We start from the raw sequence: 24,642 nt of genomic DNA on the forward strand, positions 1-24,642 counted from the left end.
GGGGTGCTGTTCAGCGCCTGCATCAGAGCTTGGTCGTCGAGCATGGACATCACTTCCCCGCTAACTCTATCAAGTGGCTTGACAGGTTACCCCGGCGCCGGTCTACTTGGCGCCGACGAGGTAACCGCAATAACACTCCGAAGGGGTTAGTCATGGTCGAGGTCCGCCACCAGTACGCGACAGTCCGGGGACATCGCGTCTTCTACCGCGAGGCAGGGCCCGTCGAGGCGCCCACGCTCGTGCTCCTGCACGGATTCCCGTCCAGCTCACGCATGTTCCGCCACCTCATCCCGGCGCTGGCCGACCGATTCCACGTCATCGCCCCGGACCACCTCGGCTTCGGCAACTCGGATGCCCCGCCCGTGGACGCGTTCACGTATACCTTCGACTCCCTGACCGACATCACCGAAGGCCTTCTGACCCAGCTCGGCGTCACCCGCTACGCCATGTACGTCCAGGACTACGGCGCCCCCATCGGCTGGCGGCTGGCCCTGCGCACCCCGGACGCGGTCACCGCGGTGATCACGCAGAGCGGCAACGCCTACGAGGACGGCTTCGTACCGGAGTTCTGGAAGCCCGTGTGGGCGTACGGCGAGAACCCAGGCGCCGAGACCGAACCCGCCGCCCGCGCCGCCCTCTCGCTCGACGCCATCCGGTGGCAGTACCTGCACGGAGTGGACCGGCCCGAGCTGGTCGACCCCGACACGTGGGCCGCCGACCACCGCGAGGTCAACCGGCAGGGCATGGACCTCGTACAGCTCGCCCTGTTCCGCGACTACATCAACAACCGCCCCCTCTACCCCCGACTGCACGCCTACTTCCGGGAACGCCAGGTCCCGCTCCTCGCGGTCTGGGGCGCGGGCGACGAGATCTTCGGCCCGGCCGGCGCGCGCGCCTTCACGCGGGACCTGCCGGACGCGGAGATCCACGTGGTTCCCGGCGGCGGACACTTCCTGCTCGAAAGCCACCTGGACACTGTGGCCGGGTACATACGCGGCTTCCTGACGTCTTGACGGTCGCCACCGGTGCCGTGGAGGTGGCGCCGGGCGATGATCAGACGCTCGCCGTGGCGGGGCGTGGGCTGCCGTGAAAGACCTGGCTGGTGTGCCAGGAACGGTGGGCGGCGGCGATGGGGCGGACACCCGGCTGGGGGCCGATGAGCGGACGCCCGGCGAGCGTGATGACATGCTCGCGGGCGGCGGCGCTGTGCCCGACGAAGCTCTGCGAGACAAGGATGCGATGGCTCTCGCCCTGGCCTTGGCCCTTGCCTTGGCCCGGACCCTGACCGTGGCCCGGACCCGGACCCTGACTGTGGCCCTCGCCGAGACCAAGTACGCCCTTGTCGAACAGCTTGTGATGCAAGGAGCACAGGCACAGCCCGTTCTCGACGACATCCGGTCCGTCGAACGCCCACCAGCGCACATGGGCGGCCTCAAGCCCGACCGGCGCCGCACCGATCCTGCCGTCGTACCCGCAGAAGGCGCACTGGTACTCGTACGCCGTCAGGACCATCTCCCGCATCCGCCGGTCCCGCTGCCTTCGCGCGGCGGAGAGGAGTCCGGTCTCGGCCTCCTCCGGCTCCAGGCCGACGGCTTCGCACAGCTCGCCGTGGAGGGAGGGCGGGAAGTTCAGATCGAGCAGCACCCGCGCTATCCGGCCGAGCAGGGACGGCTCCCGCCGCAGCGCAGCCCGCAGCTCCGGTGACAGCCGCCCGGCGGCACCGGTCGCGCGCAGTTCCCTGACCCCGGGCCCGGGGCTGCCCGGCCCGCGCTCGGTGCGCACCTCCCACACGCCGTCACTCACGAGGTGATGGAAGGGGTAGGCGGGCGTCGTCCGGTTACCGGGACCGTATTCGGTGAGCAGTCCCCGGAGGTCCTCCTCCACGGCGCTGTACCGGAGTTCGTCATCGGCGCCCTGCTGAAACCGGCTGAGCGCGTACAGGAACAGCAACGGCTTGTGCGGAGCGCGCGTCCCGCCCCTCGTCCACTGCCTCAACCGCGCGGCGCGCTCGACCCAGTCCATGGCGGCGATCGTAGTGAGCCGCAGGAGGTGCTGGAATGGCCCCATGGTCGACACCTCGTCCGGCACCGGCTCGTCCGCGGCCCACAGCACCGACCTGATCGTCGTCGGAGGCGGACCGGCCGGCTGTGCCGCCGCCCGCATGGCCGCCGGTGTCGGTATGCGCTCGGTCCTGATCGAGCCGGACGTCTTGTGTCGCAATCTCTACCGCATCGGGGCCCTGAACAACGTCCTCGGCGGTCACACCAACGGTACGGCGCTCGCCGAGGCCATCGCCACGGAGGTGCGGAGCACGGAACTGTGCCGCCTGGAACTCGGCCGCCGCGTCGTCGAACTCCGGGCAGTCGACGACCACGTGACCGTCACCCTGGACAACGGTGCTTCCCTGACCTCCCCGTACGCGGTCGTCGCCACCGGCGTCGGCCCCCTTCAGCCCCGCGACGCCCCCTGGATCACCGCTCCCGGCGGCCTCACCCTGGTCCCGCTCTGGCAGGCCGACGCGGACGACACCGAAGGCCGCACGCTCCTCGTCCTCGGCGGCGACCGCCCGATCGGCACCTTCCTCCGCGCCCATCCGGCCACCGGAACCCGGCTGCTGGTCGCCTACCCGGAGGCGGACGCGTACAAGGTCGAGGAGGTACGGGACGACCCCCGCGTCACGCTCCTGCCCGTCGAGCACGTGGCCCTGACCCCCTCTGAAGGGGGAGCGGTGAGGGCCGACATGGTGAGCCGGGACGGCGGGAGGCACACGGTCAGCGCGGACGCCGCGTACTCGAGCATCGGAAACGCACCCACCGCTCCGCCCGGCGACCTCGTCCGGGACGCCGACGGCTACTGCCCGCCGACCGCCCAGCACCCCCGCGTCCTCGTGGCCGGCGACCTACGCTCCGCCCGCTTCCAACGAATCATGACCGCCATGGGCTCAGGCAGCGAGACCGCGCTGCACGCCTACTACGCGACGCACGAGCTTTCCTCGGCAACGGACGGCACGTCGTCGGTGCCGGGGCGCGAATCTCCGTGACGCCGGCCTTGGAAGGCTTGCCTCGCGATGGCAGCAATGCGTCCCAAATCTGCTCTCGCAGCCGGGCAAGCGGTCTGCTGCCGTCCTGCCACGGTCCCGGTAGGCCGGCGATGAAGGTCTCCTGGTGGCCGCTGGTGCCGAGCACCTGGGCGGCACGGCGGAGCAGCTCGACTCCGCTACGGACGGGGTGGTGGGGCTCAGGGGCCGGCCTGGCCTGTCGGCGGAGGTGCGGACCGTGTTGGAGCAGGCTGGTAGACAGCGGTTGCCCGACCAACTGGCGGCAACCCGGCGGACGGTCCCGTCAAAGTTCGAATTCGGGCCGTTTCGGTCCTCGTCAGGGCCGCTCGGCCTAGGGTGGTCTTGAGGTATGTGCCCGTGACCACAGCGTGTTGGAGCCGATCGTGAGCACTGCACCGAATCTGCCGCTCCCGCCGCGCAGACCTGAGCAGTCCCATCCTCAGCCGCACCCGCTACGAACGATCCGGGAGATCCGGGAGGCTCTCCCGGAGCACCAGCTGGGGCACTTCGATGCCGAGCTGGCGGACACCGACATCGATGCCCTGCCTCAGATGCTTCACCGCTGGGCGACCCTGGGCAGCGACGGATTCCTTGAGCGGCTTACGGCGGCCCCGTTCGAGGGCCTGGAGTTCGGGCGACGGTCCTACGACGATTCGGCGGACGGCGAGTGATCTATCTACTCGACACCAATGTGGTCGCCGAGATCACCACCCGGCCGAATCCCGCCCCAGCCGTCGTTTCCTGGGCACGTACGACGAAGGCCCCCGCAGCGAGCTGCGGGGGCCTTCGTCTGCCCTTGCGGGCGGGTGCGGAGGATACGAGATTCGAACTCGTGAGGGGTTGCCCCCAACACGCTTTCCAAGCGTGCGCCCTAGGCCACTAGGCGAATCCTCCGCCGCAAACAATACAAGACGTTGGGGAGTGCTCGCGAACACGATCCCGGCGGTGGCATCGCGAGGGTGGATCGGTGGTTGCCGGCGTCGCTTCCGGGGCCGGGGATCCGCTAGGGTGGGCGTCAGCCCCTCACGCGGCGCTATCTGACTGAACTCCCCCAGGGCCGGAAGGCAGCAAGGGTAGGTTGGCTCTGGCGGGTGCGTGGGGGGCGCTTTGCGTTGGGGCGGTCCAGGTTGTCAGTGGTCGCCATTAACCTCGTATGTGTGTCGTCTCTCGCGTTGTACCGCCGCTATCGCCCGGAGTCGTTCGCCGAGGTCATCGGGCAGGAGCATGTAACCGACCCGCTGCAGCAGGCGCTGCGCAACAACCGGGTCAATCATGCCTACCTGTTCAGTGGCCCGCGCGGCTGCGGCAAGACGACGAGCGCGCGCATCCTGGCCCGCTGTCTCAACTGTGAGCAAGGTCCCACCCCGACGCCCTGCGGCGAGTGCCAGTCCTGCCGTGACCTGGCGAGGAACGGCCCGGGATCGATCGACGTCATCGAGATCGACGCCGCGTCGCACGGTGGTGTGGACGACGCCCGTGACCTGCGCGAGAAGGCATTCTTCGGCCCGGCGAGCAGCCGGTACAAGATCTACATCATCGACGAGGCCCACATGGTCACCTCGGCGGGCTTCAACGCCCTCCTGAAGGTGGTCGAGGAGCCGCCGGAGCACCTCAAGTTCATCTTCGCGACGACCGAGCCCGAGAAGGTCATCGGCACGATCCGCTCGCGCACGCACCACTACCCCTTCCGTCTCGTGCCCCCCGGCACGCTCCGCGACTATCTGGGCGAGGTATGCGGGCGGGAGAACATGCCCGTCGAAGAGGGGGTGCTGCCGCTGGTCGTGCGGGCCGGCGCCGGTTCCGTGCGTGACTCCATGTCCGTGATGGACCAGCTCCTCGCCAGCGCCGCCGACGACGGTGTGACATACGCCATGGCGACGTCCCTGCTCGGGTACACGGACGGTTCGCTGCTCGACTCCGTGGTCGAGGCCTTCGCCTCCGGGGACGGCGCCGCGGCCTTCGAGGTCGTGGACCGCGTCATCGAGGGCGGCAACGACCCACGGCGCTTCGTCGCCGATCTGCTTGAGCGGCTGCGTGACCTCGTCATCCTCGCGGCCGTCCCCGACGCCGCGGAGAAGGGGCTCATCGACGCCCCCAGTGACGTCGTGGAGCGCATGCAGGCCCAGGCCGGTGTCTTCGGCGGCGCCGAGCTCAGCCGCGCCGCCGACCTGGTCAACGAAGGACTGACCGAGATGCGCGGCGCCACCTCGCCGCGGCTCCAGCTCGAGCTGATCTGCGCGCGCGTGCTGCTCCCGGCGGCGTATGACGACGAGCGTTCCGTCATGGCCCGCCTCGACCGCCTGGAGCGCGGCGGGAACTTCGTCCCCGCTGGCCAGGGCCCCGGCCCCGCCATGGGGTACGCCCCCGGCCCCGAGGCCCACGCGGGCGCGGGGCAGCCGGGCGTGGCCATGCCTCCCGCCATGTCTCCCGCCGGGCCTCCGCATGTTCCGCAGGGCCCGCCCGTGGCGCCCGGAGGCGGTCCCGCCGCCGCGCGCGCGGCCGTACGAGGGTCAGGCGCACCGCAGGGCGACGCCGCCCCGGAGGCCCCGGCTCCCGCCCCGCAGACGGCACCCCCCGCGGCCCCGACTCCGTCTCCCGCCGCCGCTGCCCCCGCCCCCGCGGCCGCCCCGGCCGGTGAGCGGCGTCCCGGCGGCTGGCCCACGGCATCCGCCCCCGGCAGCGGCCCCGCGCCCGCGCCCGCCGCTCCGGAAGCTCCCGCGCCCCCGCGCCCCGGCGGCTGGCCCACGGCGGCCCCCTCCGGCGGAGCCCCGCAGGCCCCCGCCCCGGCGGCCCCCACGCCCGCGCCCGCCCCCGCGCCGACGACCGCCCAGGCCCCTGCGGGCGGCGGCGGTCCCGACCCCCGCACCCTGTGGCCGAACATCCTGGAGGCGGTGAAGAACCGCCGCCGCTTCACCTGGATCCTGCTCAGCCAGAACGCCCAGGTGGCCGGCTTCGACGGCACGACCCTGCAGATCGGCTTCGTCAACGCGGGGGCGCGGGACAACTTCGCCACCAGCGGCAGCGAGGACGTGCTGCGCCAGGCACTGTCCGAGCAGTTCGGCGTGCAGTGGAAGGTCGAGGCGATCGTCGACCCCTCGGGCGGCTCCGCGCCCCCGCCGGCCGCGGGCAACTTCGGCGGCGGCGGCGGTGCCACGGGCGGCTACGGCGGCAATTCCGGCAATTCCGGAGGCTCCAGTGGCTCCGGCGGCAACTTCGGCTCCGGCGGCAACTTCGGCGGTGGCGGTGCCCCCGCGGCCCCGCGGCCGCAGAGCCCGCCCCAGCAGGCCGCGCCGGCCCCGGCCCCCGCCGCGGCCCCGGAGCCGACACCTCCGCCCCGCTCGGCCCCGGCCCCGGCCCCGGAACACGTGTCCCCCGAGGACGACACCCCCGAGGACGACGACCCCGACCTGGTCGAATCGGCCCTCTCGGGCCACGACCTGATCATGCGGGAGCTGGGCGCGACGGTGGTGGAGGAGTACCCCAACATCTGACCGGCTGTCCGGCGGCGATGGCGGCGAGACGGGTCGGGGAGACGGCTCGGGAGACGGCTCGGGAGACGGCTCAAGGAGATGGCTCAGGGAGACAACTCAGGGAGACGGCTTCGGGGCGCTGGTCGGAGTCTCGGGCCGCCGGGCGGGCAGGGCCTTGCGGAGCGTGCGCAGGCGGGCAGGACTGGATGAACGTACAAAAGGCTTGGGAGGCGGACCTCGGGGAGGCATACGAAGCCACCAGCTAGGCTGACCACCGTGAAGGTCCTTGTCATCGGCAGTGGTGCCCGCGAACACGCCCTGTGCCGCTCTCTGTCCCTCGACCCCGACGTCTCCGAGCTGCACTGCGCCCCCGGCAACGCCGGCATCGCAGAGGTGGCCGAGACCCACCGGGTCGACGCCCACGACGGCACCGCCGTGACCGCCCTCGCCGAGCGGCTCGGCGCGGGCCTGGTGATCGTGGGCCCGGAGGCCCCGCTCGTCGCGGGCGTCGCCGACGCCGTGCGCGCCGCGGGCATCCCCTGCTTCGGCCCGTCCAAGGAGGCCGCGGAGCTGGAGGGCTCCAAGGCGTTCGCCAAGGACGTGATGGCCGGCGCGAGCGTGCCGACCGCCCGTTCCTACGTCTGCACCACCCCTGATCAGATCGACAAGGCCCTCGACGCCTTCGGGGCGCCGTACGTCGTCAAGGACGACGGGCTCGCCGCGGGCAAGGGCGTCGTCGTGACGGACGACATCGAGGCGGCCCGCGCCCACGCCATCGCCTGCGACCGCGTGGTCATCGAGGAGTTCCTCGACGGCCCCGAGGTCTCCCTCTTCGCGATCACCGACGGCGAGACGGTCGTCCCGCTCCAGCCCGCCCAGGACTTCAAGCGCGCGCTCGACGGCGACGAGGGCCCGAACACGGGCGGCATGGGTGCCTACTCGCCGCTGCCCTGGGCCGACCCGAACCTGGTCGACGAGGTCATGCGGACGGTGCTCCAGCCGACGGTCGACGAACTGCGCCGCCGGGGCACCCCGTTCGCGGGGCTGCTGTACGCGGGCCTGGCGATCACGAGCCGCGGCGTACGCGTCATCGAGTTCAACGCCCGCTTCGGGGACCCCGAGACCCAGGTGGTCCTCGCCCGCCTGAAGACGCCGCTCGGCGGACTCCTGATGGCCGCGGCGACCGGCAACCTCGCCGATCTGCCCCCGCTGCGCTGGAGCGACGACGCCGCGGTGACCGTGGTCGTCGCCTCGCACAACTACCCCGGCACGCCGCGCACCGGTGACCCCATCGAGGGGCTCGACGAGGTGGCGGCCCAGGACGCCCCCGACGCGTACGTCCTGCACGCCGGCACCCGGCGGGACGGCGACGCCGTGGTCAGCGCGGGCGGCCGGGTGCTGTCCGTGACGGCGACAGGGACCGGCCTCACCGAGGCCCGGCAGCGTGCGTACGCCGCGCTGTCCCGCATCCGTCTCGACGGCTCACAGCACCGTACGGACATCGCCGCGAAGGCGGCGGCCGAGGCGTGAGGCCCCGCTGCAAGTCGCTCGATCGCGTGAACGTGCCACGTCGTACGTGACTTTCGGCCAAGTTCAGGCCCTGGATCCGGTCCCGGATCCGGGGCCTGTTCTCTTCGGTGTCGCTCTGGTGTCCCTCCGGTATCCCTTTCGACGTCCCCTCGGTGTCCCCTCGAAGTCCCCTCGGTGTCCATTCGGCACCCGTGCGGCGTCCACCTTTAGCCAAAGCCATTCCATCGAGTGACCGCTGACCTATCCGGCTGACGGCACCCGGCACCCCAACTAGGGTGCGGCGAAAGCGTTCCAAGCGCCCAGAGCCAAACAGACCACCGGCATTGCGGTGTCGGCGCCGGGTGCAACAGTGGGGGAATGAGCAAGGCCAACGCCATTGACGTGTGCCACCGGCCCCGGCCGATGGCCGAGCAGTAGGCAGCAGGGGGTGCCATCGGTCGTGTCAGGTTCGGGAGTGGAGCTGGGCGCGCAGGCCGCGCGTTCACGGGCTCTCGCCGTGCTGCGGTTGCGCAGCAGGGCGCTGGCCGTCGCCCTGCTGCCCGCGGCCGTCGCCGTCGTACTCATCGCCGGCGGCGTCACGGGCCACATGGGCGGCCGGGGCTGGGACATCGCGCGCTGGGTCGTCACGGCCCTCGCCCTGCTCGTCCTGCTCGCGGCGGGGGCCGTCGCCCTGGTCGTGGCCAGGGCGAGGCCCGCCCTGAGCCCCACGGTCCCCGTGCCCGAGGACTCCGCCCCCGATCTGTACCGCCTGGTCCGCGACCTCGCCGACCGGCTCGACGTGCCCGCGCCCTCGGCGATAGCGCTCACCCCCGACTGCGACAGCTGGCTGGAGGACCGCACCCACCCCGCGCACGGCCCGCCCGCCGAGGAGCCCGCCTCCGGGGGCGCCCGCGCCCCGCACCGCCCGTCCTTCACCGCGCCCGTGCTCGTCATCGGCTCCCCGTTCCTGTGGTGGATGCGGGTCGGCGAACTGCGCGCGGTGCTCGCCCCCGTGGTGGCGGGCACGGGGCCCTCCGCGCACCCCGACATAGCCGCCGCCCGGCGCTTCGTGCGCGGGCTCGACGCGGCGGTGGCCGACGCCTCGGCGCCCGGCCGCGGCGCCCTGGTCCGCCCTCTGCTCGTCGGCGTCGGCTGGGTCGCCCGGCTGCTGCTGCGCAACTGCCGTGTGCACGCCGCCGAGATGGAGCGCGGCGTCGCTGCGGCCGCCGCCGAGCGTGCCCAGGCCGTGGACTACGGCGTGCGGATCGTCGCCCAGGAGCAGGTCGGCCTCGCGTACGCGGGGTGGGACCGCCTGCTCACGCGGGTCGCGCTGCCCGCCTGGCGGATGGGCCGCTGGCCGTCCCGGCTGGACGCGGGCGTGGTCGCCGCGCTGACCGAGCTCTCGCGCAGGGACCGCCTCGCGGAGGGCTTCGCCTCGCGTCTGGGCGAGCGCCCCGCCTGTGACCTGCTGGAGGAGCCTGGCGTGGTGGACGAGGCCACGTCGCTCCTGGCCGCCCGCCTCTTTCACGGAGGTCCGGCCGAGCCGGGCCCGGACTGGGCGCCGGTGGCGTGGCAGGAGTATCCGGACGAGGTCGTGGACCGCAAGTGGCGTACGGATGCCGCGCGGCTGCACCGGGTCCTGGACTCCCTCGGCGTGGGCCACTCCGACTCCGCGGACCCGGCCGCCGCGGGCCCCGAGGGACCGACCCTCGGCCGCGTCCTCGCCCACCTGACGGCTCCTGCGGGTCCTATGACTCCTCCTATGACGCCTGCGGGTCCTACGACTCCTGCGGCTCCTACGACTCCACCTACGACGCCTGCGGGCCGCTGGGAGGCGTCGCCCGGCCCCGCTCCAGGCACCGCCCCCGCAGCCGCCGCTGCCCCCGCTCCCGCTCCCGGTTCCGCGGTCGCGCCCCCCTCGCAGGCAGCCCTCGATCGCCACGACGCCCCCGAGGACGACGACGCCCCGGACGAAGGACCCCGTGGCGTGCTCGCCGCCTCGCTCACTGCTGAGTTGGCCCGTGAGGAGGCCGAGGCTCCGCCCCGGCCGGCCCCCGCGGGCCAGGGGCCGGACGAGGCGCTCTGGGTCGACGGGGCCCTGCCCCTCTTCCCGCTCCAGCCGCCCCGCACCGGACGTGAGCTCCTCGCCGACCACGTCACGGCGATGGTGTGCTGCGCCGCCGTGGACACCGCGGGAGCCGCCCCCGGCCTCGACTGGCTCGACGGCCCCGCCCTGCTGATCGACGGCGAGCGCGCGGCCGACCTCACGCCGAGCGTCCGCAGCCTGGTGGAGCAGGGCGACCCCGTACCCCTGCGGGACTGGCTCACCCGCCTCGGCATCCGCCCGGAGAAGCCGGTCCGCCTGGCCTGAGCACGCCGCGAGCGCGCGCCGCGAGCCGTGAGTGCCAGCCGCGAGCCGTCCACGCCCCAGCCACGCCCCAGCCGCGCCCCAGCCGTGTCGCAGCCACGCCCCAGCCCCCCTCCGGCGCACGCGCCCACGGCGCCGGAGCGTGGCGCCGGAGCGCGAGAAACCGGAAGACAGCGTTCCGATCCCGTCAATTCACGACGAACGGTGACGGGGTGAGTGCGTAATGTGATGTGCTTGGGCCGGTGCCGGTCGTACGTACTGACCGGTGGAGCCGGACTCGGGGGAGCGAGGGAGGGAGAGACATGGGGCAGGAGCCGATCCGCCGCTGGGAATCGGGGGCGCTCGCGCACGCCGTGTCGGACCCTTTCGGGCAGGGCCCGTTGCCCTGGCTCCGCGGCTCAGAGCACTACTTCGACGACACGGGCCAGGTCGTGCCCTGGTACGTCGACCCCGCGTCGGCGGCGTCGGCCGCGTCGGCCCCCGGCGTCCACATCCCCGCGGCCCGCACCGGCGGCACCCTGAACGCCGACGACGTGCGCCGCCAGATCAAGGGTTTCACCTCCACCGGAGCCGCCGCCCCCGGCGAGGCCATCGACTTCCACGTCACGGTCGACCCGCCCCAGCAGTTCAGCGTCGACATCTACCGCATCGGCCACTACGGCGGCGACGGGGCGTCGAAGATCACCACAAGCCCCCGCCTCTCCGGCATCGTCCAGCCCGCCCCGCTCACCGCGGACCGCACCGTCTCCTGCCACCACTGGTGGCTCTCCTGGCGGCTCCAGATCCCGAGCTTCTGGAGCGTCGGGGCGTATGTGGCGGTCCTGACCACCGCCGACGGGTACCGCTCGCACGTCCCCTTCACGGTCCGCGACCACCATCCCGCCGACCTCCTGCTGCTCCTGCCGGACGTCACGTGGCAGGCGTACAACCTCTACCCCGAGGACGGCCGCACGGGCGCGAGTCTCTACCACGCGTGGGACGAGCAGGGCCGGCTCCTCGGCGAGAGCGAGGCCGCCGTCACGGTCTCCTTCGACCGGCCGTTCGCCGGGGCGGGGCTGCCGCTCCACGTGGGCCACGCCTACGACTTCATCCGCTGGGCCGAGCGGTACGGGTACGACATCGCGTACGCGGACGCCCGCGACCTGCACGCGGGCCGCGTCGACCCCTCGCGCTACCGCGGCCTGGTCTTCCCCGGCCACGACGAGTACTGGTCACCGGCCATGCGCCGCACCGCGGAGCTGGCCCGCGACGGCGGCACCTCCCTGGTCTTCCTCTCCGCCAATACCATGTACTGGCAGGTGGAGCTGGCCCCCTCCCCGTCCGGCGTCCCCGACCGCCTGCTGACCTGCCGCAAGCGCCGGGGCCCCGGCAGGCCCGCCCTCTGGCGCGAGCGGGACGGCGACAAGACCGCCGAGCAGCAACTGATCGGCATCCAGTACGCGGGCCGGGTCCCCGAGCCGCACCCCCTGGTCGTGCGCAACGCCGACCACTGGCTCTGGGAGGCGACGGGGGCGCACGAGGGCGACGAGCTGGATGGCCTGGTCGCGGGCGAGGCCGACCGCTACTTCCCGCGGACGCCGCTCCCCGAGCACCAGGGCCGCATCCTGCTCGCCCACTCCCCGTACACGGACGCGGAGGGCGCCAAGCGCCACCAGGAGTCGTCGCTCTACCGCGCGCCCTCCGGCGCCCTCGTCTTCGCCTCCGGCACCTTCGCCTGGTCCCCGGCGCTCGACCGGCCGGGCCATGTGGACACCCGCGTGCAGCGCGCCACGGCCAATCTCCTCGACCGCATCTGCAAGCGGGACTGAGCCCCCTGGCCCCACCCTGGGCCCCACCACGGCCGACCTCTGGCCCCACCCTGGGCCACCCCTGGCCGAGACCACGGTTCCGATACGGGAGAATCGACAGCACTTGGCCAGAACCACCGGGAGGAACCGTGTCCGGATTCGTAGAAAAGCCCGAGCCTCTCGATGTGCCGGGCCTGGTGCACCTCCACACCGGCAAGGTGCGCGACCTGTACCAGAACGAGGCGGGCGAGCTCGTCATGGTCGCGAGCGACCGGCTCTCCGCCTATGACTGGGTGCTGCCCTCGGAGATCCCCGACAAGGGCCGCGTGCTCACCCAGCTCTCCCTGTGGTGGTTCGACCAGCTCGCCGACCTGGTCCCCAACCACGTCATCTCCACGGACGTGCCCGAAGGCGCCCCCGCCGACTGGGCGGGCCGCACCCTGGTCTGCAAGTCCCTGCGGATGGTCCCGGTCGAGTGCGTCGCCCGCGGCTACCTCACCGGTTCTGGCCTCCTGGAGTACAACGACTCCCGCACGGTCTGCGGCCTCGCGCTGCCCGAGGGCCTCACCGACGGCTCCGAGCTGCCCGCGCCGATCTTCACGCCTGCCGCGAAGGCCGCCGTCGGCGAGCACGACGAGAACGTGAGCTACGAGGAGGTCGCCCGCCAGGTCGGCGCCGACACGGCGGCCAAGCTGCGCCAGTCGACCCTCGCCGTCTACAGCAGGGCGCGGGACACCGCCCGCGAGCGCGGTCTGATCCTCGCCGACACGAAGTTCGAGTTCGGCTTCGACGGCGAGGCGCTGATCCTCGGCGACGAGGTCCTGACGCCGGACTCGTCGCGCTTCTGGCCCGCCGACCAGTGGGAGCCGGGCCACGCCCAGCCCAGCTACGACAAGCAGTTCGTCCGCGACTGGCTGACCTCACCGGCCTCCGGCTGGGACCGGAAGAGCGAGCAGCCGCCGCCCGCGCTGCCGCAGGACGTGGTGGATGCCACCCGCGCCAAGTACATCGAGGCGTACGAGCGACTGACCGGCACCGCCTGGTAGCCGGTCCGGTACAGAGAAGAAGGCCCCGCTCCTCGGAGCGGGGCCTTCTTCTCTGTACCTCTTCTGAGCGGACGACCAGGTTCGAACTGGCGACCTCAACCTTGGCAAGGTTGCGCTCTACCAACTGAGCTACGTCCGCGCTGCGCCGTGGCGCGAGAACAACTATACCCAACCGCGCTCCCGTGCGAGACGCACCGCGGCATGACGGTTCTCCGCCCCGATCTTGGTGGCCGCGGAGGAGAGGTAGTTGCGTACGGTTCCCTGGGAGAGCGAGGCGCGTTCGGCGATCTCCGCGACGGGGGCGCCGTCGGCGGCGAGTTCGAGCACCTCGGCCTCGCGGTCGGTGAGCGGGGAGTCGCCGGCGGAGATCGCGTCCGCGGCCAACTCCGGGTCCACGTAACGGTTTCCGGCGTGCACGGAGCGGATGATCTCGGCGAGCCGCTGGGCGCTCACGGTCTTCGGCACGAAGGCGCGCACCCCCACCGCGAGGGCTCGTTTGAGATGTCCCGGTCTGCCGTGACTCGTCACGATCATGGTGCGGCACCGCGGGAGTTCGTCCCGCAGCGATGTGGCCACGCTCACACCGTCGGCGCCCGGCATCTGAAGGTCGAGCACGGCCACGTCGGGCCGGTGGGCGCGTGCCATGGCGAGCGCCTCGGGCCCGGTCGCCGCTTCGGCGACGACGACGAGGTCGTCCTCCAGGGCGAGCAGCGCGGCGAGCGCGCCCCGGATGAGGTGCTCGTCATCGGCGAGCAGCACACGCAGCGTCACAGCAGGGCTTCTTCCTGTGCCTCGGTCCGTTTCCGGATCGCTTTCCCGACCTCTCCCCGGACCTCTCCCCGGGCCTCATCCTCGGGCGGGTCCGCGACCGCGGTGGAGCTGCCCGTTCCGGTGAGTGGCGACGGCACCTGGGCCGTGAGGCGGAACCGGCCCGCCTCGCAGGCCGAATCCAGCGTCCCGCCCACCTCGGCGAGCCGCTCCCGCAGTCCGGCGAGCCCGGAGCCGCCGGTGGGCGCCGGGTCCGGCTCCGTCGCGGTGGGCGCCCCGTCGTTCTCCACGGTCAGCGTCGTACGGTCCGGGGTCACCGCCAGGGTGATGTCGCAGCGCCCGGCGTCGCCGTGCCGCAGCACGTTGGTGGCCGCCTCGCGGACGACCCAGCCCAGCGCGGACTGCACGGCGGCCGGGAGCCCCGCCGCCGACCCGGTCACCCGGCAGGTGATCCCGGCGGCTTCGAGCACCCCTTGGGCGCCGATGAGCTCGACGCCGAGGTCGGCCTCGCGGTAGCCGCGGACGACCTCGCGCACCTCGCGCTGCGACTCCTGCGCGATGCGCTGCACCTCGACCATCTGGTCCACGGCTTCGGGGCGCCCGCGCCGTGCGAGCTGTACGGCCAGTTCGCTCTTGAGGGCGATGACGGCGAGGTTGCGGCCCAGCACGTCGTGCAGGTCCCGCCCGAAGCGCAGCCGCTCCTCGGCGACCGCGAGCCGCGCCTCTACCTCACGGGCGCGGTCGGCCTCCCACATCACGGAGAGCGTCCAGGCGCCGCAGCGCGAGGACAGCAGGGTAAGGAGCCCGCCGAAGGCGATGAGGCCGGCGAGGGCGAGGAGCCGGCCGTCCCGCGCCCCTGCCGCGGCGAACGCGGCCACGAGGACGACGTCCAGGACGGCGACGCGGGCCAGGTAGGTCCGTACGGGCAGGGCGAAGGACAGGGCCTGGCAGAACGGCACCATCAAGTACATGACGGTGAGGGCGAGCAGGCCGTCCTCGACCCCGTCCATGGCCTCAAGGGCGACCGCCAGCGCGTAGGCGGTGGCCATCAGGGCGCCCGCCACGGCGAGGTCGCGGCGTGGCAGTTCCCGCCGCTTCAGGAAGTGGTCGAGCGCCCGCCGCAGCGAGCGGTTCGTGTGCACGCACTGCGCCGCGCCCACCACGATCAGCGCCCAGCCGGTGAACTGCGCCGCGGGCTCCGAGCGCAGGCTCAGGCCCAGCGGCAGCGAGCCCCAGCTCAGGTAGAAGACCCACGGCAGGGCGTGCCACATGGCGACGCTCTGGAACTCCACTTTCTCGATCTTGCTCCGCGCGTGCCAGCCGCGCTGCCAGCCCCGCATCCGGCCCACCATCCCGCTCCCCCCTCTCAGCGCCTCGGCTCCCAGCGGAACCACCGTCGCACAGCGGACACCGCGAGCAGGGTCCAGACCACCGCGGTGATGGCCGCGTCGAGCGCGTCCCCTGCCGAGAGACTGCCGGTCCAGCCGCCGCGCACGAGCTGGATGACGGGGGAGAGCGGCAGGCGCTCACAGACCGAGGCGAGGCCGTCGGGCATGACCTCGAACGGTATGACGAGCCCGGAGCCGAGCATCGACACGAAGATCAGCGGCATGCTCATGACCTGGGCGGTCTCCGAGGTCCTGCTGAAGCTCGCCGTGACGGCGGCGAGCGCGCCGAACATCACGATGCCGAGGAGCACTCCGAGAACGGCGTACGCGACCGCGTCGGGCGCGCCCGCGTCCAGGAAGGCCACGCAGCCCACGCAGAGCACCACGCTCTGCGCGAGGCCGATGGCGGCGGCCGGCAGCGATGCGCCGACCAGGATCTCGTGGTCCCGCAGCTCACCGGTGCGCAGCCGCTTCAGTACGAGCTCCTCGCGGCGGGCGACGAAGACGCCGATCAGCGAGCCGTAGACGGCGAAGATCAGCGAGAAGCCGACCGAGGACGGCAGCAGCATGGTGCCGACGGAGAGCCCCGCCTCCTTCAGGTCGGCCTCGTCCACCGCCGACGCGACGCTGAGCGGCAGGACCATCGGTACGAACAGCGCCGCGAACAGCGTGCCCTTGCTCCGCGCGAGCAGCGTCAGCTCGGCGCGGGCCAGGGACCCCATGCGCCCCGCGGGGGTCGACATCGTCACGGTGCTCATGCCGCCACCTCCTTCTCGGTGGAGCGCCCGGCGGAGTGCCCGCCGGACCCCGCTTCCCGCGCGATGCGCAGGAACGCCTCCTCCAGGGAGGCGGCCCGTACGTCGAGCGAGCCGAGGCCGATCCGTGCGTCCCTGGCCCACACCAGCAGCTCCGTGGCCGTCCGCTGGAGTTCGTTGGTCCGCAGCCGCACCAGGCGCCCCTCGGTCTCATGGCCCGTCACGCCGATCTCGGCGAGCGGCGGCAGGTCGCCGACGAGGTACCCCTCGGGCAGCTCGAAGGAGACGTGCGAGGGCTGCGCGGCGACCACGTCGGCGACGCTGCCCTCGGCGGCGATCCGGCCCTCGTGCAGGATCGCGAGGCGGTCGGCGAGCACTTCGGCCTCTTCGAGGTAGTGCGTGGTGAGCAGCACGGTCGTGCCGTTGTCCCGCAGCTCCTGGACCAGCTCCCAGGTCTCGCGGCGCCCCTCGGCGTCGAGGCCCGTGGTGGGTTCGTCGAGGAAGAGCACCTCGGGGCGCCCGATGAGCGCCATGGCCAGGTCGAGCCGCCGTTTCTCGCCGCCGGAGAGCTGTTTCACGCGTACGCCGGCCCGCTTGGTGAGGCCGACGACATCGAGGGCCTCCGCGACGGGCCTGGCCCCGCTGGTGCACCCGGCCCACATCCGTACGGTCTCCGTGACCGTCAGTTCGGCGGGGAAGCCGCCCTCCTGCAACATGACGCCGATGCGGGGCCGCACCGCAGCCCGCTCGGTGTACGGGTCGTGCCCGAGGACCCGTACGCGCCCGCCGGCGGGCGCGGCGAGGCCTTCGATGAGCTCTACGGCGGACGTCTTGCCCGCGCCGTTGGTGCCGAGGAGCGCGAACAGTTCGCCGCGGCCCACGCTGAAGGAGATCCCCCGCACCGCCTCGAAACCGCCCCCGTACACGCGCCGGAGATCGGTCACGTCGATCACTTGGTCAGTCATGGTCAGAGCCTCTCCCGCGCGGCGATGCGGCGGCAGTGCGCGCTGTCACCGGCCCGTGTGACAAATGTCAGAAAGCAGCGGAGGGGCGGGGCCGTGCCGTGACCGGGTGGTGAGTGGGGCGGGACACGAAGAAGGCCCCGATCGCATGGACCGGGGCCTTATCAACTGGAGCGAACGACGAGGTTCGAACTCGCGACCTCAACCTTGGCAAGGTTGCGCTCTACCAACTGAGCTACGTTCGCATTGCCTCCGACCAGCTCTCACTGATCGGCGCGTGCATCAGCTTACCGCAACCAGAAGACTGGTTCGTAGGCGATGCGGAGCGGGTGACAGGAATTGCACACTGCGCCTTCCCCCTGGAAGGGGGATGTTCTACTACTGAACTACACCCGCACGACTCCTTGGGACCCGGCTTTTCGGCCTTGCCCCTCGGCGTGCTCCAGACTCTAGCTGACCAGCAGGGGTGCAACGCAAGTCGGTTGCCGCGAGGGCTTCGGGAACGTGGCCGCGAGGGGTTCGAGGACGTTGCCGCGAGGGGCTCCGGAGCCGCGTGGAGTCCGAGGTCAGTTGGCCGCCTCGAACGCCTCGAAGGCCTCGTAGACCTTCTTCGGGATGCGGCCGCGCGGCGGCAGGTCCATATGCCGCGAGCGGGCCCAGGCCCGGACCGCGGAGGGCGCGGGGGTCACCGCGGTGTGCCGGAACGCCTTCCCGGATCTCGTCTGCTTGCGGGCCGCCTCCAGGTACGGGGCGAGCGCCGTGCGAAGTTTCTTGGCATTGGTTTGGTTGAGGTCGATCTCGTACGACTTGCCGTCAAGACCGAACGCGACCGTTTCTGCCGCTTCCCCGCCATCCATGTCGTCAAAGAGAGTGACTACGACACGCTGCGCCACGAATATCGGTCCCTTCGTGCGGCCGCACCGCGTTGACGTGCGGTGACGCCGACTGTCCGGCTGTTTTGGGGCGAGTATCTGCTATTGCCATTTCCTTTGTACAGTGCTTGGCAATGCATTGTGAAGCCCGTCCGAATATCTCCGCGTGTCCGGGCGTAATGCCGACCGGTGATCTTTTCCTGGATTCTCTGTGAAGGTGCCCCGTTCGAAACCTGTTTGGGTAGGGGAACGTGACCGTCATCACGTAGGAATCTACCAATCTACGCGAGTAGAAATTTTGTGCCGGTAGTCTGAAGGAACCTGCTTCAGCACCAGGCGAGCAGCACACGCCAGCACCACACACCGGGAGTGCCAGTGGCACGCGTCGTAGTCGACGTCATGCTCAAGCCGGAGATCCTCGACCCCCAGGGCCAGGCGGTGCAGCGTGCACTGCCGCGCCTCGGTTTCGAGGGCATCTCCGACGTACGTCAGGGAAAGCGCTTCGAACTCGAGGTGGACGGGCCGGTCGACGAGACCGCCCTCGCCCGTATCCACGAGATGGCGGAAACCTTCCTCGCCAACACCGTGATCGAGGACTTCGTCGTAAAGGTGGAGGAAGAGAAGTGACCGCTCGAATTGGAGTCGTCACTTTCCCCGGAACGCTCGACGACCGCGACGCCCAGCGCGCCGTCCGCGTGGCCGGCGCCGAGGCCGTGCCGCTGTGGCACAAGGACAAGGACCTCAAGCAGGTCGACGCCGTGGTCCTGCCCGGCGGGTTCTCCTACGGCGACTATCTGCGGGCCGGCGCCATCGCGCGTTTCTCGCCGGTGATGGAGTCCGTCATCGAGCAGGCGAAGGCCGGAATGCCGGTGCTCGGCGTCTGCAACGGCTTCCAGGTGCTCACCGAGACGCACCTCCTGCCGGGCGCGATGCTGCGCAACAACCACCTGCACTTCATCTGCCGTGAGCAGAAGCTGCGCGTGGAGAACGCGGAGACCGCCTGGACCGCCGACTACACGGCCGGCCAGGAGATCCGGATCCCGCTGAAGAACATCGACGGGCAGTACACCGCCGACGAGCGGACCCTGGACATGCTGGAGGCCGAGGGCCGCGTCGCCTTCCGGTACCTGGAGGGCAACCCCAACGGCTCGCTCCGCGACATCGCCGGCATCACGAACGAGGCGGGCAACGTCGTCGGTCTGATGCCGCACCCCGAGTACGCGGTGGAGCCGCTCGTCGGGACCGGCCGCACCGACGGCCTCGGATTCTTCACCTCGATCCTGAAGAAGCTGGTCAACGCATGACTCTGGACACCGTCAAGCACGCGGCACAGACGCCCGACGTCAAGCTGCCCTGGGCCGAACTGGGCCTGAAGGAAGACGAGTACGCGCGCGTCAGGGAGATCCTGGGCCGCCGTCCGACCGGTGCCGAGCTCGCCATGTACTCGGTGATGTGGTCGGAGCACTGCTCGTACAAGAGCAGCAAGGTCCACCTGCGCCAGTTCGGCGAGAAGGTGCCCCAGAACGACGCCATGCTCGTCGGCATCGGCGAGAACGCCGGTGTGGTCGACGTCGGCCAGGGCTACGCGGTCACCTTCAAGGTCGAGTCGCACAACCACCCCTCCTACGTGGAGCCCTACCAGGGCGCGGCCACGGGTGTGGGCGGCATCGTGCGCGACATCATCGCGATGGGCGCGCGGCCGGTCGCGGTCGTGGACCCGCTGCGCATGGGTGACGCCCACCACCCCGACACCAAGCGGGTGCTCCCCGGCGTCGTCGCGGGCATCGGTGGCTACGGCAACTGCCTGGGCCTGCCCAACATCGGCGGCGAGCTGGTCTTCGACGCCTGCTACCAGGGCAACCCGCTGGTCAACGCCGGTGCCATCGGGGTCATGCGGCACGAGGACATCCACCTCGCCAAGGCGTCGGGACCCGGCAACAAGGTCATCCTGTACGGGGCCCGCACCGGCGGCGACGGCATCGGCGGCGCCTCGATCCTGGCCTCCGAGACCTTCGACGACACCAAGCCGTCGAAGCGTCCCGCCGTGCAGGTCGGTGACCCCTTCCAGGAGAAGCTGCTCATCGAGTGCACCCTGGAGGCCTTCGCCGAGAAGCTCGTCGTCGGCATCCAGGACCTCGGTGCCGCGGGCCTCTCCTGCGCGACCTCCGAGCTGGCGTCCAACGGCTCCGGCGGTATGCGCGTCGAGCTGGACGACGTACCGCTGCGCGACTCCACGCTCACGCCCGAGGAAATCCTCATGAGTGAGTCGCAGGAACGCATGTGCGCGGTCGTCGAGCCCGACAAGGTCGCCCGCTTCCTGGAGATCTGCGACAAGTGGGACGTCATCGCCACCGTCGTCGGTGAGGTGACCGACGGCGACCGCCTGGAGATCTTCTGGCACGGCGAGAAGATCGTCGACGTCGACCCGCGCACGGTCGCGCACGACGGCCCGGTCTACGAGCGCCCCTACGCCCGCCCGTCCTGGCAGGACGCCCTCCAGGCCGACGACGCGAACAAGCTGGCCCGCCCGGCGAACGCCGACGAGCTGCGCGAGCAGGTCCTCAAGCTGGTCGCCGCCCCGAACCAGGCCGCCAAGTCCTGGGTCACCGAGCAGTACGACCACTTCGTGCAGGGCAACACCGTGCTCGCCATGCCCGAGGACTCCGGGATGATCCGGATCAACGAGGAGACGGGCCTCGGCGTCGCCATCGCCACCGACGGCAACGGCCGCTTCGCGAAGCTCGACCCGTACACGGGCGCGCAGCTCGCCCTCGCGGAGTCGTACCGCAACGTGGCGGCCTCGGGCGCCAAGCCGCTCGCGATCTCGGACTGCCTGAACTTCGGTTCGCCCGAGGACCCGGACGTCATGTGGCAGTTCGCCGAGGCCATCCGCGGCCTCGCGGACGGCTGCCTGGAGCTGGGCACCCCGGTGACCGGCGGCAACGTCTCGCTGTACAACCAGACGGGCGAGGCGGCCATCCACCCGACGCCGGTCGTCGCCGTCCTCGGCGTGATCGACGACGTGGCCCGCCGCACGCCGATGGCCTTCACGGAAGAGGGCCAGCTCCTCTACCTGCTCGGCGAGACCCGCGAGGAGTTCGGCGGCTCGGCCTGGTCGCAGGTCATCCACGACCACCTCGGCGGGCTGCCGCCCAAGGTCGACCTGGCCCGCGAGAGGCTGCTCGGCGAGATCCTCATCTCCGCCTCCCGCGACGGCATGATCGACGCCGCGCACGACCTGTCCGACGGCGGTCTCGTGCAGGCGGTCACCGAGTCCTGCCTGCGCGGCGGCCGCGGTGCCCGGCTTGTCGTGCCGGACGGCCTGGACGCGTTCACGTTCCTCTTCTCGGAGTCGGCGGGGCGCGCGGTGGTCGCCGTGCCGCGCAGCGAGGAACTGCGGTTCACGGACATGTGCGGGGCGCGGGGCCTGCCCGTCACCCGCGTCGGTGTCGTCGACGGTGACGCCGTGGACGTCCAGGGCGAGTTCACGCTGCCGCTGAGCGAGCTGCGCGAGGCCCACGAGGGAACCCTTCCGGGGCTCTTCGCCTGACGGCCATCGCCGCGAAGCCCCCGCCCGGACGCGATCCGGGCGGGGGCTTCGTCAGGCCCTCAGGTCCTCAGCCCAGGAAGTCCAGGAGTGCGGCGGTGTCGAGCTTGAAGGCGACCGGGTCCGGCAGCTCCACGGCGGCGCCGAGGCGTACCTCGTGGACGTCGGTGTAGGCGCTGGTCGCCGCGTCCGGCCTGCTGTGGACCACGATCTTGCCGAACTCGCGGTCGATGAGCAGGTACACCGGAATGCCGGCGGCCGCGTAGGCGGCGGGCTTCTCCTCGCGGTCCCGCTTGTGCGTGTCGGTGTCGTACGAGGTGACCTCGACCGTCATCAGCACACCGCTGGCGTCGGCCCAGTCGCGGCGGCCCCTGAAGTAGCCCCGCGGGGCGAGCGAGGCGTCCGGGCGGGACCGGCCTTTGTGGTACGTCTCGATCGTCAGCCCGTGCTCCGCGCTGTACAGGCTGAGGTCCGGCCTGTGCCGCATGCACTGCTCCTGCAGCCACGTCACCATCTCGACGTGATCTCCGTCCGGCACGTTCTTGACCCCGATCCGCCCGCCGATGAACTCCAACCTGATGCCCTCGAACCGCGCTTCCGTGAGCCGAGCCAGCTCCTCGAAGTCCTCGACCGACATCTGGGCCTGCGGCGTGCGTTCTGCCATGACCGTCATGTTGCACTCCTCTCTGGGCGACGGCCAGTGTTGTCCCCTGACCAGCAGCACCGGGGGTGTTCGGTGATCGTTCACCCGTACGAGGGGGAAGTGCCGTGTCCGTACGTCAACGCAAGCTCGCCGCCCTGGCCCAGCGCCTGCTGTGGCTGATCTTCTTCGCCCAGGTGATCGCCGGGTTCTTCGTGGAACTGCCGTACAACTACTGGCTGAGCTGGCTGCCGGCGATCGGCGCCATCGCCATCGGTCTGGTGAACTCCCGCTCCGCCCGGCGGCGGATCGAGACGCGGCCCCCGGCGCCCGTCGAGGTCGAGGCGCCGGTCACCGGCCGCTGGTCCGCCCTCAACAGCCCGGCGAGCAAGGTGCCGAGCCACGGCACGCACGGCTTCGGGCAGACCTACGCCATCGACATCACGGCCGAGCCGGAGGAGGGCACCCGCCCCGCCCCCGTCTGGTTCTGGCCCGTCGCCCGGCCCGGCGCGGCCTACCCCGCCTTCGGGGCGCCGCTGCGCGCGGTGGCCGACGCCACCGTCGTGCACGCGGAGGACGGCCAACGCGACCACCTCAGCCGCAGCTCGCTCCTCGGGGTGCTGTACTTCTGGCTGGTCGAGGGCGTCGGCCGCAGCGTCGGCGGCACCCGCCGCGTGGTGGGCAACCACGTCGTCCTCGACCTCGGCGAGGGCACGTACGCCATGTACGCCCACGTCCAGCGGGGCTCGCTGGACGTCCGGGCGGGGGACGAGGTCGTCGCCGGGCAGCGGATCGGCCGCTGCGGGAACTCCGGCAACTCCACCGAACCGCATGTGCACTTCCAGCTGATGGACGGCCCCGACCTGGACACGGCGCGCGGCGTGCCGTTCGTCTGGCGAGGGATCGGCGTGCCGGCGAACCGCGAGGTCTTCACGGTGGCCGCCGAAGCCAGGGTTACCGAGTAAATATAATTACCTGGTCAAATATTCATCCTGGTACAGTGCCGCCATGGCTGAGGAATCCCTGGGGCTGCGCGAGCGCAAGAAGCGGCAGACCGCGCACCGGATCTGGCGGACCGCGCTGGACCTCTTCCTGGAGCGAGGCTTCGACAAGGTCTCCGTGGCGGAGATCGCCGACGCCGCGGACGTCTCGAAGATGACGGTCTTCAACTACTTCGGCACCAAGGAAGACATGCTCCTCGCCCCGATGGAGGAGCACGTCGCCGACGCCGCCGACGCGGTGCGCGACCGCGGCCCCGGCGAGTCCGCGGTCACCGCGCTGCGCCGGCAGTTCCTGGCCAAGATCGCCGAACGCGACCCCTCCATCGGCCTCAGCGACGACGCGGCCGTGGTGCAACTGCACCGGCTCATCAGCGATACGCCCGCGCTGGCCCGCCGCGTCATGCTCTTCCAGATGCGCGGCATCGGCCTCCTCACCGATGTGCTGGCCGAGGAGACGGGCGACCGGCTGACGGCGGGCATCGCCGCCCACCAACTCGTCGCCGCACGCGACGCGGTGGTCATCGAGAACCACCGCAGGCTGCTCGCGGGCGAGCGCGCCGACGCCATGGCGGCCGACTGCGCGGCCCTCGCCGAGCGCGCCTTCGACCTGGTCGAAAAGGGACTTCAGGGCTACCCCGGCAGAGCCTAGAGTCAGCACCATGCCACCGGCCAAGAAGCGCACGCGTACGTACGACTCCGCCAAGATCCGCAAGGCCGTGCTCGCGCAGTCCGGCGCCGTACGGGACGCGGTGGGCACCCTCACCCCCGACCAGCTCGCCCGGCCGACCCGCCTCGGCGACTGGACCGTGCACGAACTGGCCGCCCATATCGCCCTGGTGCTCGGCACCGTCCACCGCTACCTCGGCCTGCCGGAACCGGCACGGCACGAAGTGCCGCTCATGGACTGGCCCTTCGCCACGGTCGGCAAGGCCACCCAGGTCGACGAGGACACCCGCGCCATCGCGGAGGCCGCGCGCACGGGCGCGGGCCTCGACGAGCTGTTCGCGCGCACGCTCACCGGCATCGAGGAGTCCCTGGCCGCCGCGCCGGACGCGCGCCTCGTGCCCTCCCGCGTCGGCGTCATGACCCTCGGCGACTTCCTGGTCACCCGTACCGTCGAGCTGACCGTCCACACGGACGACCTCAACGACGCGGTGCCCGGCCTCGACGTCCCCCACGACCGCCAGGCCCTCGCCGCCTGCGCCCGGCTGCTCGCCGACGCCCTCGCGGTGAAGGCCCCCGGCGCCTCGACCGAGGTCCGCGTCCCGCCGTACGCGGTGGTGCAGTGCGTGCAGGGGCCCCGCCACACCCGCGGTACCCCGCCGAACGTCGTCGAGACCGACCCGCTGACCTGGATCCGGCTCGCGACGGGCCGTACCGACTGGAAGACGGCGCTGGACGCGGCGAAGGTCAGCGCGAGCGGGGAACGGGCGGACCTCTCGGAGCTGCTGCCGCTCATGGGCTAGACCGG

21 protein-coding genes, 4 tRNA genes and 1 other RNA gene are annotated in these 24,642 nt (G+C 71.7%); 15 read left to right on the forward strand and 11 right to left on the reverse strand.

Annotated elements, in window-relative coordinates; all coding sequences use genetic code 11:
• Positions 1–152: 152 nt before the first annotated feature.
• Entirely contained in the window at positions 153–1,013 is an 861-nt protein-coding gene (locus ACRAKF_RS20760) for an alpha/beta fold hydrolase (protein WP_447038707.1), read from the forward strand.
• Between the two features lie 40 nt (positions 1,014–1,053).
• Here the strand turns inward: ACRAKF_RS20760 and ACRAKF_RS20765 are convergent, their stop codons facing one another.
• Positions 1,054–2,022, reverse strand: a complete 969-nt coding sequence (locus ACRAKF_RS20765) for a phosphorothioated DNA-binding restriction endonuclease (protein WP_447042080.1) — start codon at positions 2,020–2,022, stop codon at positions 1,054–1,056.
• A 43-nt stretch (positions 2,023–2,065) separates the two neighbouring features.
• Between ACRAKF_RS20765 and ACRAKF_RS20770 the strand changes: the two genes are divergently transcribed.
• Together ACRAKF_RS20770 and ACRAKF_RS20775 are read left to right on the forward strand one after the other, a co-directional pair.
• The gene (locus tag ACRAKF_RS20770; RefSeq protein WP_447038708.1) at positions 2,066–3,040 is read left to right on the forward strand and encodes an FAD-dependent oxidoreductase; all 975 of its coding nucleotides are present in this window, start codon (positions 2,066–2,068) and stop codon (positions 3,038–3,040) included.
• A gap of 401 nt (positions 3,041–3,441) precedes the next feature.
• Positions 3,442–3,729, forward strand: coding sequence for a hypothetical protein (locus ACRAKF_RS20775; protein WP_447038709.1), 288 nt, complete (start codon positions 3,442–3,444; stop codon positions 3,727–3,729).
• Positions 3,730–3,867: 138 nt separating this feature from the next.
• Here ACRAKF_RS20775 and ACRAKF_RS20780 read toward each other — a convergent pair.
• Positions 3,868–3,952 (reverse strand) — tRNA-Ser (locus tag ACRAKF_RS20780).
• Between the two features lie 120 nt (positions 3,953–4,072).
• On the opposite strand from ACRAKF_RS20780, the gene ffs reads away from it, so the two are divergent.
• The 6 genes from ffs to ACRAKF_RS20810 all read left to right on the forward strand — a co-directional run bounded on the left by ffs (position 4,073) and on the right by ACRAKF_RS20810 (position 13,238).
• Positions 4,073–4,171, forward strand: an RNA gene (gene ffs / locus ACRAKF_RS20785) — signal recognition particle sRNA small type.
• Between the two features lie 44 nt (positions 4,172–4,215).
• The gene (locus ACRAKF_RS20790) at positions 4,216–6,549 is read left to right on the forward strand and encodes a DNA polymerase III subunit gamma and tau (RefSeq protein WP_447038711.1); all 2,334 of its coding nucleotides are present in this window, start codon (positions 4,216–4,218) and stop codon (positions 6,547–6,549) included.
• 255 nt (positions 6,550–6,804) lie between these two features.
• Positions 6,805–8,058, forward strand: a complete 1,254-nt coding sequence (gene purD / locus ACRAKF_RS20795; protein WP_447038713.1) for a phosphoribosylamine--glycine ligase — start codon at positions 6,805–6,807, stop codon at positions 8,056–8,058.
• A gap of 439 nt (positions 8,059–8,497) precedes the next feature.
• Positions 8,498–10,408, forward strand: a complete 1,911-nt coding sequence (locus tag ACRAKF_RS20800; RefSeq protein WP_447038714.1) for a hypothetical protein — start codon at positions 8,498–8,500, stop codon at positions 10,406–10,408.
• A gap of 299 nt (positions 10,409–10,707) precedes the next feature.
• A complete protein-coding gene (locus ACRAKF_RS20805) occupies positions 10,708–12,213 on the forward strand; it encodes a N,N-dimethylformamidase beta subunit family domain-containing protein (protein WP_447038715.1) in 1,506 nt (501 codons plus the stop codon).
• A 128-nt stretch (positions 12,214–12,341) separates the two neighbouring features.
• Entirely contained in the window at positions 12,342–13,238 is an 897-nt protein-coding gene (locus ACRAKF_RS20810) for a phosphoribosylaminoimidazolesuccinocarboxamide synthase (RefSeq protein ID WP_447038716.1), read from the forward strand.
• A gap of 66 nt (positions 13,239–13,304) precedes the next feature.
• On the opposite strand, the gene ACRAKF_RS20815 is transcribed toward ACRAKF_RS20810, so the two are convergent.
• The 8 genes from ACRAKF_RS20815 to ACRAKF_RS20850 form a co-directional block, all read right to left on the reverse strand.
• Positions 13,305–13,377, reverse strand: a tRNA-Gly gene (locus ACRAKF_RS20815).
• A gap of 23 nt (positions 13,378–13,400) precedes the next feature.
• Positions 13,401–14,009, reverse strand: a complete 609-nt coding sequence (locus tag ACRAKF_RS20820; protein ID WP_447038718.1) for a response regulator — start codon at positions 14,007–14,009, stop codon at positions 13,401–13,403.
• Positions 14,006–15,358, reverse strand: a complete 1,353-nt coding sequence (locus tag ACRAKF_RS20825; protein WP_447038719.1) for a sensor histidine kinase — start codon at positions 15,356–15,358, stop codon at positions 14,006–14,008. The genes ACRAKF_RS20820 and ACRAKF_RS20825 overlap by 4 nt, the downstream gene beginning before the upstream one ends.
• Positions 15,359–15,372: 14 nt before the next feature.
• Positions 15,373–16,152, reverse strand: coding sequence for an ABC transporter permease (locus ACRAKF_RS20830; RefSeq protein WP_447038720.1), 780 nt, complete (start codon positions 16,150–16,152; stop codon positions 15,373–15,375).
• The gene (locus ACRAKF_RS20835) at positions 16,149–17,114 is read right to left on the reverse strand and encodes an ABC transporter ATP-binding protein (RefSeq protein WP_447038721.1); all 966 of its coding nucleotides are present in this window, start codon (positions 17,112–17,114) and stop codon (positions 16,149–16,151) included. Before ACRAKF_RS20835 ends, ACRAKF_RS20830 begins: the two co-directional genes overlap by 4 nt.
• A gap of 166 nt (positions 17,115–17,280) precedes the next feature.
• Positions 17,281–17,356, reverse strand: a tRNA-Gly gene (locus ACRAKF_RS20840).
• Between the two features lie 79 nt (positions 17,357–17,435).
• Positions 17,436–17,507: transfer RNA gene (locus ACRAKF_RS20845), tRNA-Gly, on the reverse strand.
• Between the two features lie 170 nt (positions 17,508–17,677).
• Complete coding sequence (locus ACRAKF_RS20850; protein ID WP_447038723.1) at positions 17,678–18,004, reverse strand: histone-like nucleoid-structuring protein Lsr2; 327 nt, start codon at positions 18,002–18,004, stop codon at positions 17,678–17,680.
• Positions 18,005–18,358: 354 nt separating this feature from the next.
• Between ACRAKF_RS20850 and purS the strand changes: the two genes are divergently transcribed.
• The 3 genes from purS to purL are packed head-to-tail and all read left to right on the forward strand — an operon-like array spanning position 18,359 to position 21,533.
• On the forward strand, positions 18,359–18,610 hold the full coding sequence (purS, locus tag ACRAKF_RS20855) for a phosphoribosylformylglycinamidine synthase subunit PurS (protein WP_447038725.1): 252 nt from the start codon (positions 18,359–18,361) through the stop codon (positions 18,608–18,610).
• A complete protein-coding gene (purQ, locus tag ACRAKF_RS20860; RefSeq protein WP_447038726.1) occupies positions 18,607–19,287 on the forward strand; it encodes a phosphoribosylformylglycinamidine synthase subunit PurQ in 681 nt (226 codons plus the stop codon). Before purS ends, purQ begins: the two co-directional genes overlap by 4 nt.
• Positions 19,284–21,533, forward strand: a complete 2,250-nt coding sequence (gene purL / locus ACRAKF_RS20865) for a phosphoribosylformylglycinamidine synthase subunit PurL (protein ID WP_447038728.1) — start codon at positions 19,284–19,286, stop codon at positions 21,531–21,533. The genes purQ and purL overlap by 4 nt, the downstream gene beginning before the upstream one ends.
• Before the next feature lie 67 nt (positions 21,534–21,600).
• On the opposite strand, the gene ACRAKF_RS20870 is transcribed toward purL, so the two are convergent.
• On the reverse strand, positions 21,601–22,203 hold the full coding sequence (locus ACRAKF_RS20870) for a Uma2 family endonuclease (RefSeq protein WP_447038729.1): 603 nt from the start codon (positions 22,201–22,203) through the stop codon (positions 21,601–21,603).
• A 95-nt stretch (positions 22,204–22,298) separates the two neighbouring features.
• Between ACRAKF_RS20870 and ACRAKF_RS20875 the strand changes: the two genes are divergently transcribed.
• From ACRAKF_RS20875 to ACRAKF_RS20885, 3 genes are read left to right on the forward strand one after another with little or no spacing between them, the layout of a single operon-like run.
• Positions 22,299–23,135 carry a M23 family metallopeptidase gene (locus tag ACRAKF_RS20875; protein ID WP_447038731.1) on the forward strand — a complete coding sequence of 279 codons (837 nt, stop codon included), beginning with the start codon at positions 22,299–22,301 and terminating at the stop codon, positions 23,133–23,135.
• Positions 23,136–23,178: 43 nt separating this feature from the next.
• Positions 23,179–23,820, forward strand: coding sequence for a TetR/AcrR family transcriptional regulator (locus ACRAKF_RS20880; RefSeq protein ID WP_447038733.1), 642 nt, complete (start codon positions 23,179–23,181; stop codon positions 23,818–23,820).
• 10 nt (positions 23,821–23,830) lie between these two features.
• Positions 23,831–24,637, forward strand: coding sequence for a sterol carrier family protein (locus tag ACRAKF_RS20885; RefSeq protein ID WP_447038734.1), 807 nt, complete (start codon positions 23,831–23,833; stop codon positions 24,635–24,637).
• Positions 24,638–24,642: the final 5 nt, after the last annotated feature.

Source organism: Streptomyces sp. DSM 118878 (assembly GCF_052936595.1).

Excerpts from the sequence above, each read along its gene's own strand:
- ACRAKF_RS20760 (WP_447038707.1), top strand. The coding sequence starts at position 153 with ATGGTCGAGGTCCGCCACCAGTACGCGACAGTCCGGGGACATCGCGTC.
- ACRAKF_RS20765 (WP_447042080.1), bottom strand. The coding sequence starts at position 2,022 with ATGGACTGGGTCGAGCGCGCCGCGCGGTTGAGGCAGTGGACGAGGGGC.
- ACRAKF_RS20770 (WP_447038708.1), top strand. The coding sequence starts at position 2,066 with ATGGTCGACACCTCGTCCGGCACCGGCTCGTCCGCGGCCCACAGCACC.
- ACRAKF_RS20805 (WP_447038715.1), top strand. The coding sequence starts at position 10,708 with ATGGGGCAGGAGCCGATCCGCCGCTGGGAATCGGGGGCGCTCGCGCAC.
- ACRAKF_RS20825 (WP_447038719.1), bottom strand. The coding sequence starts at position 15,358 with ATGGTGGGCCGGATGCGGGGCTGGCAGCGCGGCTGGCACGCGCGGAGC.
- ACRAKF_RS20830 (WP_447038720.1), bottom strand. The coding sequence starts at position 16,152 with ATGAGCACCGTGACGATGTCGACCCCCGCGGGGCGCATGGGGTCCCTG.
- ACRAKF_RS20835 (WP_447038721.1), bottom strand. The coding sequence starts at position 17,114 with ATGACTGACCAAGTGATCGACGTGACCGATCTCCGGCGCGTGTACGGG.
- purL (WP_447038728.1), top strand. The coding sequence starts at position 19,284 with ATGACTCTGGACACCGTCAAGCACGCGGCACAGACGCCCGACGTCAAG.
- ACRAKF_RS20870 (WP_447038729.1), bottom strand. The coding sequence starts at position 22,203 with ATGACGGTCATGGCAGAACGCACGCCGCAGGCCCAGATGTCGGTCGAG.
- ACRAKF_RS20880 (WP_447038733.1), top strand. The coding sequence starts at position 23,179 with ATGGCTGAGGAATCCCTGGGGCTGCGCGAGCGCAAGAAGCGGCAGACC.
- ACRAKF_RS20885 (WP_447038734.1), top strand. The coding sequence starts at position 23,831 with ATGCCACCGGCCAAGAAGCGCACGCGTACGTACGACTCCGCCAAGATC.